The sequence below is a fragment of the Pigmentiphaga litoralis genome, assembly GCF_013408655.1.
Taxonomy (GTDB): Bacteria; Pseudomonadota; Gammaproteobacteria; order Burkholderiales; family Burkholderiaceae_B; genus Pigmentiphaga; species Pigmentiphaga litoralis_A.
Genome location: NZ_JACCBP010000002.1, coordinates 151,296 through 165,085, shown reverse-complemented (window position 1 = coordinate 165,085; position 13,790 = coordinate 151,296). Strand labels below are relative to the sequence as shown.

13 protein-coding genes are annotated in these 13,790 nt (G+C 65.1%); 4 read left to right on the top strand and 9 right to left on the bottom strand.

Annotated elements, in window-relative coordinates:
* Positions 1-27: 27 nt before the first annotated feature.
* Positions 28-891, bottom strand: coding sequence for an amidohydrolase family protein (locus tag HD883_RS21050; protein ID WP_179588959.1), 864 nt, complete (start codon positions 889-891; stop codon positions 28-30).
* 152 nt (positions 892-1,043) lie between these two features.
* Here HD883_RS21050 and HD883_RS21045 point away from each other — a divergent pair, with 152 nt between their 5' ends.
* Positions 1,044-2,024, top strand: coding sequence for a LysR family transcriptional regulator (locus HD883_RS21045; protein ID WP_179588958.1), 981 nt, complete (start codon positions 1,044-1,046; stop codon positions 2,022-2,024).
* A gap of 24 nt (positions 2,025-2,048) precedes the next feature.
* Here HD883_RS21045 and HD883_RS21040 read toward each other — a convergent pair whose 3' ends face one another.
* Positions 2,049-2,672: a DUF4286 family protein gene (locus HD883_RS21040; RefSeq protein ID WP_179588957.1), complete on the bottom strand. Its 624-nt coding sequence runs from the start codon at positions 2,670-2,672 to the stop codon at positions 2,049-2,051.
* 538 nt (positions 2,673-3,210) lie between these two features.
* Between HD883_RS21040 and HD883_RS21035 the strand changes: the two genes are divergently transcribed.
* Positions 3,211-3,783: a BPSL1445 family SYLF domain-containing lipoprotein gene (locus HD883_RS21035; RefSeq protein WP_179588956.1), complete on the top strand. Its 573-nt coding sequence runs from the start codon at positions 3,211-3,213 to the stop codon at positions 3,781-3,783.
* A 107-nt stretch (positions 3,784-3,890) separates the two neighbouring features.
* On the opposite strand, the gene HD883_RS21030 is transcribed toward HD883_RS21035, so the two are convergent.
* From HD883_RS21030 to HD883_RS21000, 7 genes are all read right to left on the bottom strand, one after another.
* Positions 3,891-4,325: a MaoC family dehydratase gene (locus HD883_RS21030; protein ID WP_179588955.1), complete on the bottom strand. Its 435-nt coding sequence runs from the start codon at positions 4,323-4,325 to the stop codon at positions 3,891-3,893.
* Positions 4,322-5,191 carry an enoyl-CoA hydratase/isomerase family protein gene (locus tag HD883_RS21025; protein WP_179588954.1) on the bottom strand — a complete coding sequence of 290 codons (870 nt, stop codon included), beginning with the start codon at positions 5,189-5,191 and terminating at the stop codon, positions 4,322-4,324. The genes HD883_RS21030 and HD883_RS21025 overlap by 4 nt, the downstream gene beginning before the upstream one ends.
* Positions 5,188-5,991 (bottom strand): enoyl-CoA hydratase-related protein, encoded by an 804-nt coding sequence (locus tag HD883_RS21020; RefSeq protein WP_179588953.1) that lies wholly within the window; start codon positions 5,989-5,991, stop codon positions 5,188-5,190. The genes HD883_RS21025 and HD883_RS21020 overlap by 4 nt, the downstream gene beginning before the upstream one ends.
* 49 nt (positions 5,992-6,040) lie before the next feature.
* Positions 6,041-7,309, bottom strand: a complete 1,269-nt coding sequence (gene boxA / locus HD883_RS21015; RefSeq protein ID WP_179588952.1) for a benzoyl-CoA 2,3-epoxidase subunit BoxA — start codon at positions 7,307-7,309, stop codon at positions 6,041-6,043.
* 98 nt (positions 7,310-7,407) lie between these two features.
* On the bottom strand, positions 7,408-8,835 hold the full coding sequence (gene boxB, locus HD883_RS21010) for a benzoyl-CoA 2,3-epoxidase subunit BoxB (RefSeq protein WP_179588951.1): 1,428 nt from the start codon (positions 8,833-8,835) through the stop codon (positions 7,408-7,410).
* 33 nt (positions 8,836-8,868) lie between these two features.
* The gene (gene boxC, locus HD883_RS21005; RefSeq protein WP_179588950.1) at positions 8,869-10,533 is read right to left on the bottom strand and encodes a 2,3-epoxybenzoyl-CoA dihydrolase; all 1,665 of its coding nucleotides are present in this window, start codon (positions 10,531-10,533) and stop codon (positions 8,869-8,871) included.
* Between the two features lie 118 nt (positions 10,534-10,651).
* Positions 10,652-11,575 carry a helix-turn-helix transcriptional regulator gene (locus HD883_RS21000; protein ID WP_179588949.1) on the bottom strand — a complete coding sequence of 308 codons (924 nt, stop codon included), beginning with the start codon at positions 11,573-11,575 and terminating at the stop codon, positions 10,652-10,654.
* A 136-nt stretch (positions 11,576-11,711) separates the two neighbouring features.
* Here HD883_RS21000 and HD883_RS20995 point away from each other — a divergent pair, with 136 nt between their 5' ends.
* Together HD883_RS20995 and HD883_RS20990 are read left to right on the top strand one after the other, a co-directional pair.
* On the top strand, positions 11,712-12,179 hold the full coding sequence (locus HD883_RS20995) for a DUF4863 family protein (RefSeq protein ID WP_179588948.1): 468 nt from the start codon (positions 11,712-11,714) through the stop codon (positions 12,177-12,179).
* A gap of 9 nt (positions 12,180-12,188) precedes the next feature.
* The gene (locus HD883_RS20990) at positions 12,189-13,784 is read left to right on the top strand and encodes a 3,4-dehydroadipyl-CoA semialdehyde dehydrogenase (protein WP_179588947.1); all 1,596 of its coding nucleotides are present in this window, start codon (positions 12,189-12,191) and stop codon (positions 13,782-13,784) included.
* Positions 13,785-13,790: the final 6 nt, after the last annotated feature.

Genomic DNA, 13,790 nt, shown 5'->3' with positions numbered 1-13,790 from the left:
TCCGTTGGTTTTATCGGTAAGGCGGACTCAGAACCCGAACAGCCGGGCCGGATTGTCCACCAGGATCTTCTGGCGGGTGGCGGCATCAGGGCAGGCTTCAAAGAAGCTGTTCACCAGTTCGCCATCATCGGGCATGTCACCCGCCACGTTGGGATGCGGCCAGTCGGTGCCCCAGACCAGGCGGTCGGGCATGGCGTCGATCAGCGCGCGAATGTACGGCAGGCCGTCATCAAAGGGCCGCTTGCCGCTGGAAATCCGGTCGATGCCCGACACCTTCACCCAGCCGGTCGGCACGTCTTTCAGACGCAGCAGATTGACGAAGGCCGGATCGTCCAGGCCCCGGTCGGCGCGGATGCGGGCCATGTGGTCGATCACGAAGGGCATGGGAAGCCTGACGAAACGGTCCAGGTGCTGGGTCAGGTCCTTGCCGTCGATGTGCAGCGCAATGTGCCAGCCATAGGGCGCGACCAGATCGACGATCCGGTCGAATACCTCGGGCGACGGCGCGCCGCCCAGATGGGGCACGAAGTTGAAACGCACGCCGCGCATGCCGCCGTCGTGCAGCGCACGCACCTGGGCATCCGTCGCACCGGCGCCCAGCAGGCACACGCCGCGATACCGGCCTTCGCTGCGGGCCAGCGTATCGAGCAACGCAGAGTGGTCGGTGCCGTGGCAGTTGGCCTGCACGATCACGGCGCGGCTGGCGCCCACGTGCGCATGCAGCGCGGCCAGCTTTTCATAGGGCGCGTCGGGCGGCGTGTAGGACCGGCCTTCGGCATACGGGAAGCGGTCCCCCGGGCCGAACACGTGGCAGTGGCTGTCGCAGGCGAGCGGCGGCAGCGCATGGCGCGGAGCGGAGGGGTGCGACAGCGGAGGCGCGCAATCAGGCATGGCGGTCGGTCCGGAAACAGGAAAGACGCCTATCCTCCAAGATCCTGCATCAAGGAACAAACCGATATCGAAAATTTCTGATATCTCAAAATGAGATATCCTGACGGCACCATCCGAACAAAAGCCCAAACGGCTGCCAGGAGGAGACCCCTGTGGATCTGAAGCAGATCGAATATTTTCTGCGCGTGGCCGAACTGCGCAGCTTTTCGCGCGCGGCCGAATACCTGAACATTTCGCAGTCCGCGCTGAGCCGCCAGGTGCGGCTGCTGGAACTGGACCTGCGCCAGCACCTGCTGTATCGCAATGGCCGGGGCGTGGAGCCCACCGAAGCGGGCGAGCGTTTTGTCGGTTACGCCAAGGCGCTGTTGCAACTGGTGGATCGGGCGCGCGAAGACATGCAAAGCATGCAGGATGCGCCATCGGGCAAGGTGACGCTGGGCCTGCCGCCGCGGGTCGCCCACGTGCTCACGCCGCCCATGGTGCTGGCCTTTCGCAAACAATTTCCGCAAGGCGCGATCAGCGTGGCCGAAGGCCTGAGCGCCCAGACCCGCGAATGGTTGATCACCGGCCGGGTCGATATCGCCCTGCTGTATGACCCGCCGCCCTCCCCCCTGCTGGGATACGAAACGCTGTTTCGCGAGGAACTGGTGCTGGTGTGCGCCCGTACGCAAACGCCGGCGCTGCCCGCGTCGGTCACCGTGGCCGACCTGGCCAACTATCCGCTGATCCTGCCCAGCCAGCCCAATGCCATCCGCACCCTGACGGAACGGGTGTGCGGATCACAGAACGTGCGGCTCAATGTGGTGGCGGAAGTGGATGCGGTGCATACGATCACCGAGTTGGCCGCGCAGGGTCACGCCTACGCGATCCTGCCGGAATCGGCCGTGGTGCTGGAAGCCAATCCCGAGGCCTTCGCCACCGCGCGGATCACGTCGCCCGCGATCCGGAACAACCTGGTGCTGGCGGTGCCGCGCAGCCGGCCCATGACGCGGCTGGCGGTGGCGACGGCGGAACTGATCCGGGGAACGGATTTCCCGTCGTTGTTCGTCAAGACCGCGCGGGCCGGGCAGGCGGTGCGGGCCGGAAGGCCGGCCGCGGCGCAAACCGAAACGGCCGACATGGAGTCGCAGTAAGGCAGAGGGCCTTGCTGCCCGCGGTCAGCGCACCTCGGCCAGCACCCGGTGGTAGTCGTACGAACATACACGCTGGAACAGCGTGCGTTTGGTGTTGGTGAACATGGGCCGCACCACGCCGCTCCACGGCGTGTTGCGCACCGCCAGCCAGGCCGGACTGCCGGCCGTGTGCGAGCTTTCCAGGTCATAGCATGCGTGATAGCGGGGCGAGCCACTGCTGCTGCGAAACCGGCGCGCCAGCACATTGCCCGGAACGGCGGCCAGACCCGGCAGATGCTCGTTGTCGTACCACTCGTTCAACTCTTTTTCAGCCACCGGCACCACATCGGTTTCCACCGTATACCGGTAGGGCGCGGGGCGGCCGGCCGATGCGCCGGGCAAGCACAGCAACAGATTCAGGTCGACCAGCTTGAGCGACGGATTCACGTCGGCCAGGTGCGCGCGCGCCCGGCTCATGCACATCGCGCCCCCCAGGATAGGTTCGACCGTCAGGTAGATGTAGGCCTCACGCGTTTCGAGGCCGTTGTAGGCTGCGACATGCAGCACCTGGGGATACGCCGGTGCAAGCCGTTGCACCAGCGAACGTACCCACGTTTCATCGACATGCGTGTCCGCAGCTTTCAGCAGTAAGACGGAGATGTCGGACATAGTCTTCAGTAGTACCTCAATTGGCCAATACGATGCAGCAGGCGTGGACCCGCCCGCCGCGATGCGGCGCCACGATATCGACGCGGCAGCCTGTCGACATGCGACAGGGCGGCGCCAACCTCGCGCTGTTCATAACCAGGGGAATGTGGACTCGTCGGACGGGACGTCGATGCGCGCGCGCATCTGCGATGACCGAGCCAGGATGAATACCTCGCTATGCTCCGGCATACCGCCGCGAATGACAATGCGACTTGGCGTATTTCTGATATCCATAAATGGGATATCGGGCGATTGCCAGGCGGTCATCATAAACCACAATCCGTGAGTATCCGGAGAACTCCTGACTTGGTACACGGCGTTTCCCGGCTGTCAGAACTGTTTCCGAATGCCATTTCGGTGCGCAAACGCAGCGGTTTACAGGATGATCCTTCCTGCGCCGCGCCGTGTGGCGCGCGCGATACTTCAAGGGCATTACCGCGGTCCCTATCCGCGGTGACCAGGCAGTCACGAAGTCGCAGCGACTTCAGGGAGTGAGAACATGCAACGCAGAAAAATGATGGCAGGCCTCGTGATGGGCGCCGCAGCGCTGATGCTGGGCGCGTGCACGACGACCCCGCAGACCCCGGTGGACAAGGCAGCCAAGCGCACCGAAATTAACAACAGCTATGACACCGCGCTGAACAAGCTGTATGCGTCGGCCCCCAGTTCGCGCGAGCTGGTGAGCCGCGCCCGCGGCGTGCTGGTGTTCCCGAACGTGCTGGCCGCAGGCCTGGGCGTGGGCGGCGAATACGGCGACGGCGCGCTGAAGGTCGGCAACCGCACCGAAGGCTACTACCGCACCATCTCGGGCTCGTTCGGCCTGCAGATCGGCGCGCAGTCCAAGGCGGTGATCCTGCTGTTCATGACGCAGGATTCGCTCGACAAGTTCGTGGCCAGCAAGGGCTGGACGGCAGGCGTCGACGCCTCGGTGGCGGTGGCCAAGATCGGCGCCAACGGCGACATCGACACCAACACGATCCGTCAGCCGGTCATCGGCTTTGTCGTCACCAACGCCGGCCTGATGGCGAACCTGACGGTGGAAGGCACGAAGATCACCCGCCTCGATCTGTAAACCGGATCCGGTGTGGCAAAACGGCGCCAGGACATCCCTGGCGCCGTTTTTTTTGATGACGCGGCGCCAGGACTTTCCCGGCGCCGCTTTTTTTTGCCGCGTTCTCTTTAATCCTTCAAAGCAAACAGACTCGTCGCCTGCAGGTCCAGCACTTCGACATTTTCCTGGTTGAACAGCTGCCAGCGCCACCGCAATATGCCCATCGGCCTGGTGCGCGCGCGGCGCACCTCCACCACTTCGGCCCTGACGCGCAAGTGGTCGTTGGCGCGCACCGGGTGCGGCCACTTGATGTACTCGATCCCCGGCGACGCAAACGATTCCGACCCTGCCAGCGCATGGTCGGCAATCAGGCGCATGGCAATGCCGCAGGTCTGCCAGCCGCTGGCGATCAGGCCGCCGAACGGGCCGCCCTGCGCGGCATCCGGATCCGTATGGAACCACTGCGGATCGTAGCGATCCGCGAACTGCAGCATCTCGTCTTCGGCCAGCACATAGGGGCCGGCTTCGATGATCTGGCCAACATGGAATTCGGCAAACTTCATGACGCAGCTCCTGCCGGGATGGTCGGGATGGTCGGGGTGGACGGGGCGGTCGCGGGAACATCCCACCGCGGCGCATAGTTCGGCGCACGGCGTTCGGCCATGGCCGCCAGGCCTTCGCGCGCATCGGCGCCCGCAAAGCCGGCGATCTCGGCACTCAATGAATGTTCAAACGCCGGCCACGCGGCGCGCAGCCAATGGTTCAGGCTGCGTTTGGTCGCGGCGATTGCACGCGGACTGCCGGCAGCCAATTGGCGTGCCACCTGCCGCGCCGTGTCCAGCAACCGGTCATCGGCCACCACGCGGCTGACCAGGCCGATCCGTTCGGCCTCGGCGCCGGTCAGCGGCTCGTTGGTCAGCAGGTAGTACTTGGCCTTGGCCATGCCGCACAGCAGCGGCCAGATCAACGCCGCATGGTCGCCCGCGGCCACACCGATCTTGACGTGTCCGTCGATCACCTTGGCCGATTGGCCCGCGATCGATACATCGGCCAGCAAGGCCACGGCAGCACCCGCCCCCACTGCCGCGCCGTTGATGGCGGACACGATCGGCAGTTCACAATCGACCATGCCTTGCACCAGCGCCCGCGCTTCGCGCATCACGCGCATGCGGGCCGATTCGTTGTCCAGCATGTCGTTGACCAGGTCCATGTGCCCGCCCGCGCAAAAGCCCTTGCCGGCGCTGCGGACCAGCACCGCGCGCACATCGGCCTGCGCTTCCAGCTGCGACCACACGGCAGCCAGTGCGCCATGACCGCGTGCGTCGGTGGTGGGCATGGTGCCCGCCTGGCCCAGCACGATCTCGGCCACGCCGTCGTCGCCGATATCGACGGCAAAATCGTTGGTATCTACAACCAGTGTGCGGCTCATGCCTTGCCCTCGCCCTTGTCCGACATCCACGCCGCCGGGCGCTTGTCCAGAAACGCCGCGAAGCCTTCGCGCGCTTCGTCCGTCATGCGCACGCGTGCAATGGTGCGTGCCGTCAGTTCGCGTGTGGCCTCCGTCACCTCGCCCACCGGCAGCTGGCTGAACAAGGCTTTGATCTCGGCCAGCGAGTCCGGGCCGTTGCGCAGCAATTCATCGACACGCGTCTGCACGGCGGCATCCAGTCCGTCACGCGTGACAACTTCGTCGATCATGCCGATACGCTGCGCTTCGACCGCACCGATGCGGCTCGCCAGCAAGGCCAGGCGGCGCGCATGGCGGCGGCCCACCGCATTTGTCAGGTACGGACCGATCACCGACGGCAGAATACCAAAGCGCGCTTCGCTGGCTGCAAAGGCCGCGTCGCCGCTCGCCACCGCCATGTCGCAGGCGCAGATCAGGCCCACGCCGCCGCCCAGCGCCACGCCATGCACGCGGGCAATGGTCGGCTTGGGGCAGGCGTCGATCCGCTGCAGCATCGCGGCGAAACGCCGGGCGTCTTCCAGGTTATCGGCTTCGCTGGCCACGCTGGCGCGCTTCATCCACTGCAGGTCGGCGCCGGCCGAAAAGGCCTTGCCCTGCCCTGCCAGCACGATCACGCGCACGGCCGGATCCTGGCCGAGCGTGGTGAACACCTCGGTCAGTTCCGCGATCATGGTTTCGTCAAAGGCGTTGTATACCTCGGGGCGCGCCATCTCTACGGTGGTCACGCCCGCTGCGCCGTACGCTACGGCCAGGGTCTTCATGCTGTGATGTCTCCCTTCTTGTTGTTCGATCACCGGCCCACCCGCTGCGTCAGTACGTCTCCAGGTGCAGCCGCCCTTCTTTCTTGAGCGATCCCGCCACGCTGTCCCAGTCCAGCCCCGCGTCCCGCACGATGTCGCGCAGGGTCAGCACCACGCCTTCTTCCATGCTCTTCAGGCCGCACACATAGATGTGCGTGGCGCCGTCCTGCAGCAGTTGCGCCAGGTCGGCCGCGCGCTCGCGCATCACGTCCTGCACATAGCGTTTGGGCTGGTTGGGCGCGCGCGAAAACGCCAGGTTCACGTCAATGAAATCCTTGGGCAGGTTCTGCAGCGGACCGAAGTACGGCAGTTCCTGCTGCGTGCGCGCGCCAAAGAACAGCATCAGCTTGCCGCCTTCGAACTTGCCGCTGGCCCGCAAGCGGCGGCGCCATTCGGTCATGGCGCGCATGGGCGCACTGCCCGTGCCGGTGCAGATCATCACGATGTGCGACTTGGGGTGGTTGGGCATCAGGAAGGAATGGCCGAACGGCCCCACCACCTGCACCTTGTCGCCCACCTTCAGGTCGCACACATAGTTCGACGCCACGCCACGCACCGGGTTGCCCGCATGGTCCACGGTCACCCGCTTCACGGTCAGCGCCACGTTGTTGTAGTTGGGCCGCTCGCCATTGCGCGGGCTGGCCACCGAATATTGGCGCGGCATGTGCGCCTTGCCGTTGGCATCCGTGCCCGGCGGGATGATGCCGATCGATTGGCCTTCCAGCACCGGGAAAGGCATCGACCCGAAATCGAGCACCACGTGATGGGTCTCGCTGTCGAAGCCGGCATCGGTACAGTTGTAATTGCCAACGACCGTGGCGGTCGTCGCATTCTTGGGGCCATACAGATTCGTGAAGGCCTTGGCCGCTGACCAGGGCGGCGTCGTGGCGCCGTACGAGGCCGAATTGAACACGTCCTCGCCCGCGGGCGCGACCGGCGCGGTCGCCGCGCCGAACGATGCCGCCACGTCAATATCCGCGGCATCCACTTCCATCTGCTCGGGCGTCAGTTCCGCCGGCAGCACTTCCCACGTCAGCTGTTCTTCGATCGAATAGGCCTTGGCCACCGGCATCGTTCGCCAGTTGTCGATCGAGCCGGTCGGGCACGGCGAGATGCAGGCCATACAGCCATTGCAGATGTCGGCACGGACCACGTAGTTGTTGTCATCGTGCGTGATGGCGTTGACCGGGCAGGTCGCCTCACAGGTGTTGCACCGGATGCAGATCTCGGGATCGATCAGATGCTGCTTGATGATCGTCACGTCGGTAGCCATGTCCATGTCGTCTCCTCTCTTGCTGCAGGGCGGACCCTGCGTGCACAAGCCCGCCGAGGCGGACCTGCGCGGCGGGCTTGTGTGGCCGGTTGGTATTGCCTGGATCAGCCGAAGCGCACGTATTCGAAATCCACCGGCTGGCGGTTGATGCCCATGACCGGAGGTGCGATCCAGTTGGCGAACTTGCCAGCCTCGGTCACCCGGCCCATCAACGACGCCACGAAGGCGCGGTCATCGGGCGTGGGCAGCCATTCGTCCTTGCGGCCTTCCCATTCGGCGGCGCTGATCACCTTGCCTTCGGGCGACATGCGGATACCGGCCAGGGCGCCGATCTGACGGTTGAACGCCTTGTGCGGCACGGTCAGGCGCATGGGCAGGCCGGCCTTTTCGATCACCTTGTTCCAGCGGTTCACACCGGCAATCGAATCCTTGATGAAGTCGTCGCGCAGCACTTCATTGAGCGCGTTCAACATCGGGGCTTCCTTCTCGACCAGCTGGCCGTTCTGGACTTCCAGCACCTTGTAGGTCTGGCCCTTGAGCACGTGATCGTCAGTACGCTTGCCTTCTTCGTACCGGCCCTTCAGGCCGCTGCTGTAGAAGCTGGCGGCGTTGCTGGACTGGTCGGCGCCGAACAGATCGATCGTGACGCTGTAATGGAAGTTCAGGTAACGCTGGATGGTCGGCAGATCGATCACGCCGGCGGCGCGGATCTTTTCCACGTCGTCCGTCTTCAGTTCGTTCATGACCTGGCAGGTGCGCGAGATGGTGCGCGAAATGCCGCTTTCGCCCACGAACATGTGGTGCGCTTCTTCGGTCAGCATGAACTTGGTGGTGCGGGCCAGCGGATCGAACGCGCTTTCGGCCAGGGCAGACAGCTGGAACTTGCCGTCGCGATCGGTAAAGTACGTGAACATGAAGAAGGCCAGCCAGTCCGGCGTCTTCTCGTTGAACGCGCCCAGGATGCGCGGATTGTCCACGTCACCCGACGTGCGCTGCAGCAGCGCATCGGCTTCTTCGCGGCCATCGCGGCCAAAGTGCTTGTGCAGCAGATAGACCATGGCCCACAGGTGGCGGCCTTCTTCCACGTTGATCTGGAACAGGTTGCGCAGGTCATACATCGACGGCGCGGTCAGGCCCAGGTGGCGCTGCTGTTCGACCGATGCGGGTTCCGTGTCTCCCTGCGTCACGATGATGCGGCGCAGGTTGGCGCGGTGTTCCCCGGGCACGTCCTGCCACACCTTCTGGCCCTTGTGATCGCCAAAGTGCACTTCACGACTGGCGTCACCCGGGTTCAGGAAAATGCCCCAGCGGTAGTCGCGCATCTTGACGTGGCCGAACTGGGCCCAGCCTTGCGGGTCCACGCTCACGGCGGTGCGCAGGTAGACGTCATGGTTGGTCGATCCTTCCGGACCCACGTCATCCCACCAGTTGATGAAGTTGGGTTGCCACTGCTCCAGCGCGCGCTGCAGCGTGCGGTCTTCGGCCAGGTTGACGTTGTTCGGGATACGTTCGCTGTAGTTGATGGAAGACATGTCGGATTCCTTGGATGCGTGAATTGTTTACGGTCAGACCCGGTTCAGGTCGAAGGCAGCCTTTTCGCCGGTGCCGTAATTCTTCAGCGCACCTTTTTCTCCTACAGCGTTGGGCCGGTTGAAAATCCAGTTCTGCCAGGCGGTCAGCCGCCCGAAAATACGCGTGACCATGTTTTCGTTGCTCGAGAAGCGCAGGTTCGCTTCCAGCCCGGTCAGGGCGTCGGGCGACATGGCCGCGCGCTCTTCGATGGCGATGCGGATCTCGTCGTCCCAATCGATGTCATCAGGCGCAGCAGTCACCAGGCCCAGGGCCAGCGCTTCGTCGGCGTCCAGCGGCTTGCCCGCCGCGCCACGCAGCGCTTCCATCGGCGACGTTTCTTCATAGAAACGGCGCTGCAGGCGGCTCTGGTCGTTCACCATCGGGTAGTAGCCAAAGTTCATTTCGTTCAGGGCAATACGGGGTGCGCGCTCGGGGTCGTCGGGCAGGGCCAGCATGTAGGCGCGGTCGGCGGCAAAGGCCACTTCAGCCAGCGTGCCGACAAAGCACGAACCCGGTTCGATCAGCGCAAACAGACTGCGCGACGACACGTCCAGACGCGCCAGCGTGCGGCGCAGCAGGCCGATCGTTTCGTTCACCAGCCAGTGGTCCTTGTGGGCCAGCAGCGTAGCGTCGGACGCCAGCACGGCATCGGCATCCCCTTCGGTCTTGAGCAGCCAGGTGCCCACGTCGAGCTCATTGGTGCGCATCACCAGGATTGCGTCGTCCAGCTGACGGCCCATGGCCAGCGGCCACCAGGTGGCGCCCTGCGCTTCGATGCCTGCAATGTCGGTCGGCGTGGCCGTCGTCGGCGCCTTGATGGTGAAGGTGGCGCAGCGCTTGGCGCGGTCGATCGATACCGTCACGTATTCATAGTTCACACCGTTGTCGGTGTCTTCGCGTTCGATGCGCGGCAGGGCGACGCCCTTGCCATCGGCCGGACGGGTGCTGCCTTGCGCCAGCTTTGCAGCGCGTTCCTGCACGGTGGCGGCGAACTGGGCGGGCTTGGCCACGGCGTCGACCAGACGCCATTCCACGGCCTTCTGTCCGCGCACGCCTTCCACGCTGGTGCAGAAGATGTCGGCCAGGTCATGGCGCACATGGCGCTTGTCGGTGACGCGGGTCAGGCCGCCGGTGCCCGGCAGCACACCCAGCAGCGGCACTTCGGGCAGCGACACGGCCGATGACCGATCGTCCACCAGAACGATGTCATCGCAGGCCAGGGCCAGTTCATAGCCGCCGCCGGCGCAGGCGCCGTTCACGGCCGCCAGGAATTTCAGGCCCGAATGACGCGACGAGTCTTCGATGCCGTTGCGGGTTTCATTCGTGAATTTGCAGAAGTTGACCTTCCACGCATGGCTGGACACGCCCAGCATGAAGATGTTGGCGCCGGAACAGAAGATCCGGTCCTTGCCGCTGGTCACGACCACGGTGCGAACTTCGGGGTGTTCGAAGCGCACGCGGTTCAACGCGTCGTGCAGTTCGATGTCGACACCCAGGTCGTAGCTGTTGAGCTTGAGTTTGTAGCCGGGGCGGATGCCGCCATCTTCGGCGATATCGAGCGACAGGCGAGCCACCGAGCCCTCGGTGGAAAGCGTCCAGTGACGGTACTTGGACGGTTCGGTGCGGTAATCGACGCGCGGGGCTGCGGTGGTGGTCATACGGTCTCCGACGGGCAGTGGAAATATAATGCAGCTTCTGTTTGCTGATGTCTGCAGAATATTGCACTAAACTTCCACTGTCAACCGGGACGTGATGCTTTTTATTGCATGCTGGGGATTACCTGGGGGGCATGCCCGCCGCCTGCCGCACCATGCTGCGCAGCGTGCCGAACGACTGCTCCAGCGTCTGCCCCGTGGTATCGACCGTCAGGTCCGCCTTGGAATAGAAGGCGGACCGGCCGCTCAGGATGCGCCGCAGGTCTTCCATGGCCTCGGTGCTGGCCGCCATGGGGCGGGTGTCGCCCTGCGCCGTGACGCGTCCCATGTGTTCTTCGGGCGCCGCCTGGAGCCAGACCGTCGTGCAATGGGTCAGCAGCTGATTGAAGGTGGCTGCGTCGGACACGATGCCGCCGGGCGTGGCGATCACCACGTCGGCATGGATCTGGATGGTTTCTTCCAGCGCCCGGCGCTCGTAGCGGCGGTAGGCATTGGTGCCATACAGATCATGGATCTCGCGAATGCTGCAGCCGGCGAATTTTTCGATCTCGCGGCTCAGCTCGACAAAGGGCACGTCCAGGTCATTGGCCAGCATCTGCCCCAGCGTGGACTTGCCCGCGCCGCGCAGGCCGACCAGGGCGATCCGCCGGTGGCGCGCGTCGTCTTGCGTGCCGGCGCCCAGCAATTCCGAGATGCCGATACGCACGCGCCGCAACTCGGCCTCGCTGCGGTTTTCCAGCATTTCGCGGATCAACAGCCATTCGGGGGAGCTGGTCGTCACGTCGCCCAGCAGCTCGGACATGGAGCACTGCAAGGCCCCGGCCACCTGCTGCAGTACCAGGATGGACGCGTTGCCCGTGCCGTATTCCAGGTTGGCCAGGTGGCGCTCGGAAACATCGGCCGACAGCGCCACGGCCTTGCGCGTGAGCCCGCGCCGTGCGCGCAGCGTACGCACCCGCTCGCCCAGCGCTTCAAGCAAAGGATTCTTTTCGGAGGGAACGACAGACAAGGGCGTATCGGAGCCGGAAGGGTTGGCGTTCAACATGTCAGGGAAATCACCATAGATGCATTATATTGCTTGACACTCATTTCGCACGACGCTACCTTGCAGTCACCAGCAAGATACTGCATAAGGCATCGACCAACAAGCGACGCCCCAGCAGCTTATAAGGGAGACACGCATGTCGCAGCAGGAATTTCGGGCCTTGATCCAGAACGTGACGTCCCAGCTGGCCGGCCGTTCCATCGATGCGTCGCTCGACACGTGGCTGAATGCCGAGCACGGCGCCCAAAGCGACACCTACCGTCATCTTACGCAAGCCTGTCGACGCGGCGTGGAAGAGGGCTGGCTGGCCGACCGCGAACATGGCGGCATCCGCTACGGGCGGATCTTCAAGGCCGATGACGACCTGCATGGATTTTCGGTCGATGTGGTCGACATGAACGACATTGCCGGTCCCCACCACGTGCACCCGAACGGCGAGATCGACCTGATCATGCCGATCGACGACGACGCCCGCTTTGATGGCCGCCACGCCGGCTGGTGTGTCTATCCCCCCGGCAGCGCCCACCGCCCCACCGTCAGCCAGGGCCGTGCCCTGGTGTTGTACCTGCTGCCGCAAGGCGCCATCGAATTCACCCGGAACTGATCCCAAAGGATGCACGTGGACCTCTTGAAAAACCATGTTGGCGGACAGTGGATCGCCGGTCACGGAGACGGCATCGCCCTGCGCGACGCCGTGCTGGGCAATGAAGTGGCACGCGTGTCGTCGGCCGGCATCGACCTGCCTGCCGCCTACCGCTATGCCCGCGAGACGGGCGGCGCCGCCCTGCGCGCCCTGACCCATGCGCAGCGCGCCAGGCTGCTGGCCGACGTGGCCGCGGTGCTGCAACAGAACCGCGACGCCTACTACGACATCTCGATGCAGAACTCGGGCACGGTCAGGAACGATTCGGCCGTGGACATCGATGGCGGGCTCTACACCCTGAACTATTACGCCAAGGCGGGCGCGGCACTGGGCCAGCACAGCGCGCGCACCGATGGCGATGCGGTGTCGCTCGCCAAAGACAAGGCCTTCCAGTCGCAGCACGTCATGGTGCCCACGCGCGGCCTGGCCCTGTTGATCAATGCCTTCAATTTCCCGAGCTGGGGCTTCCTGGAAAAGGCCGCCCCGGCCTGGCTCGCAGGCGTGCCGCTGGTGGTCAAGCCGGCCACCGCCACGGCCTGGCTCACGCACCAGATGGTCAAGGACATCCTGGACGCCAAGGTGCTGCCCGAAGGCGCGCTGTCCATCGTCTGCGGGAGTTCCGATGGCCTGCTGGACCCGCTGTCGCCCTTCGATGTGGTGTCGTTCACCGGCTCCGCGGCCACCGCGTCGGTGCTGCGCCGCCATGCCGCGTTTGCCGATCGCTCGGTCCGCCTGAATGCGGAAACGGACAGCCTGAACAGCGCCATCCTGGGGCCCGACGCCGCGCCGGGCACCGAGGCGTTCGACGCCCTGGTGCGCGAAGTGGTCCGCGAAATGACCGTCAAGTCCGGCCAGAAGTGCACGGCCATCCGCCGCATCCTGGTGCCGCAGGCCTGGTATGACGAGACCGCGCAAGCGATTGCGGCCAAGCTGGCCAAGACGACGGTCGGCAACCCGCGCAATGAATCGGTGCGCATGGGGTCGCTCGTGGGCCGCGCGCAATACGACACGGTGCAAGCCGGGCTGCGCGAACTGGGCGGCGTGTGCGACACGCTGTTCGACGGCAGCGGCGTGAGCCTGGTCGATGCCGATCCGGCCGTGGCCGCCTGTGTGGCCCCCCACCTGTTCGGCACCCGCGATGCCGACGCCACTGACCTGGTGCACGACCTGGAAGTGTTCGGTCCGGTCGCCACCTTGATGCCGTATCGCGATGCCGCGCATGCCAATGACCTGGCGCGCCGCGGTCACGGTTCCCTGGTGACGTCGCTGTACAGCGCCGATACGGCCTACCTGGGCGCCACCGCGCTGGACCTGGCCGACAGCCATGGCCGCGTGCACGTGATCACCCCGGACGTGGCCAAGGTGCAGACCGGCCATGGCAATGTCATGCCGCAATCGCTGCATGGCGGCCCCGGCCGCGCAGGCGGCGGCGAAGAACTGGGCGGACTGCGGGCACTGGGCTTGTATCAGCGCCGCGCCGCGATCCAGGCGTCGCCGGACGTCGTGGCCGCGCTGTTCCCGGCGCAGGCTTCCGATGCGTCCTCGCCCCCCGCTGACCGCAACTGATCCGCG

What these genes read in the sequence shown, in the direction of transcription:
- HD883_RS21050 (WP_179588959.1), bottom strand. Translation starts at nt 891, where the DNA reads ATGCCTGATTGCGCGCCTCCGCTGTCGCACCCCTCCGCTCCGCGCCAT.
- HD883_RS21040 (WP_179588957.1), bottom strand. Translation starts at nt 2,672, where the DNA reads ATGTCCGACATCTCCGTCTTACTGCTGAAAGCTGCGGACACGCATGTC.
- HD883_RS21035 (WP_179588956.1), top strand. Translation starts at nt 3,211, where the DNA reads ATGCAACGCAGAAAAATGATGGCAGGCCTCGTGATGGGCGCCGCAGCG.
- HD883_RS21030 (WP_179588955.1), bottom strand. Translation starts at nt 4,325, where the DNA reads ATGAAGTTTGCCGAATTCCATGTTGGCCAGATCATCGAAGCCGGCCCC.
- HD883_RS21025 (WP_179588954.1), bottom strand. Translation starts at nt 5,191, where the DNA reads ATGAGCCGCACACTGGTTGTAGATACCAACGATTTTGCCGTCGATATC.
- HD883_RS21020 (WP_179588953.1), bottom strand. Translation starts at nt 5,991, where the DNA reads ATGAAGACCCTGGCCGTAGCGTACGGCGCAGCGGGCGTGACCACCGTA.
- boxA (WP_179588952.1), bottom strand. Translation starts at nt 7,309, where the DNA reads ATGGACATGGCTACCGACGTGACGATCATCAAGCAGCATCTGATCGAT.
- boxB (WP_179588951.1), bottom strand. Translation starts at nt 8,835, where the DNA reads ATGTCTTCCATCAACTACAGCGAACGTATCCCGAACAACGTCAACCTG.
- boxC (WP_179588950.1), bottom strand. Translation starts at nt 10,533, where the DNA reads ATGACCACCACCGCAGCCCCGCGCGTCGATTACCGCACCGAACCGTCC.
- HD883_RS21000 (WP_179588949.1), bottom strand. Translation starts at nt 11,575, where the DNA reads ATGTTGAACGCCAACCCTTCCGGCTCCGATACGCCCTTGTCTGTCGTT.
- HD883_RS20995 (WP_179588948.1), top strand. Translation starts at nt 11,712, where the DNA reads ATGTCGCAGCAGGAATTTCGGGCCTTGATCCAGAACGTGACGTCCCAG.
- HD883_RS20990 (WP_179588947.1), top strand. Translation starts at nt 12,189, where the DNA reads ATGCACGTGGACCTCTTGAAAAACCATGTTGGCGGACAGTGGATCGCC.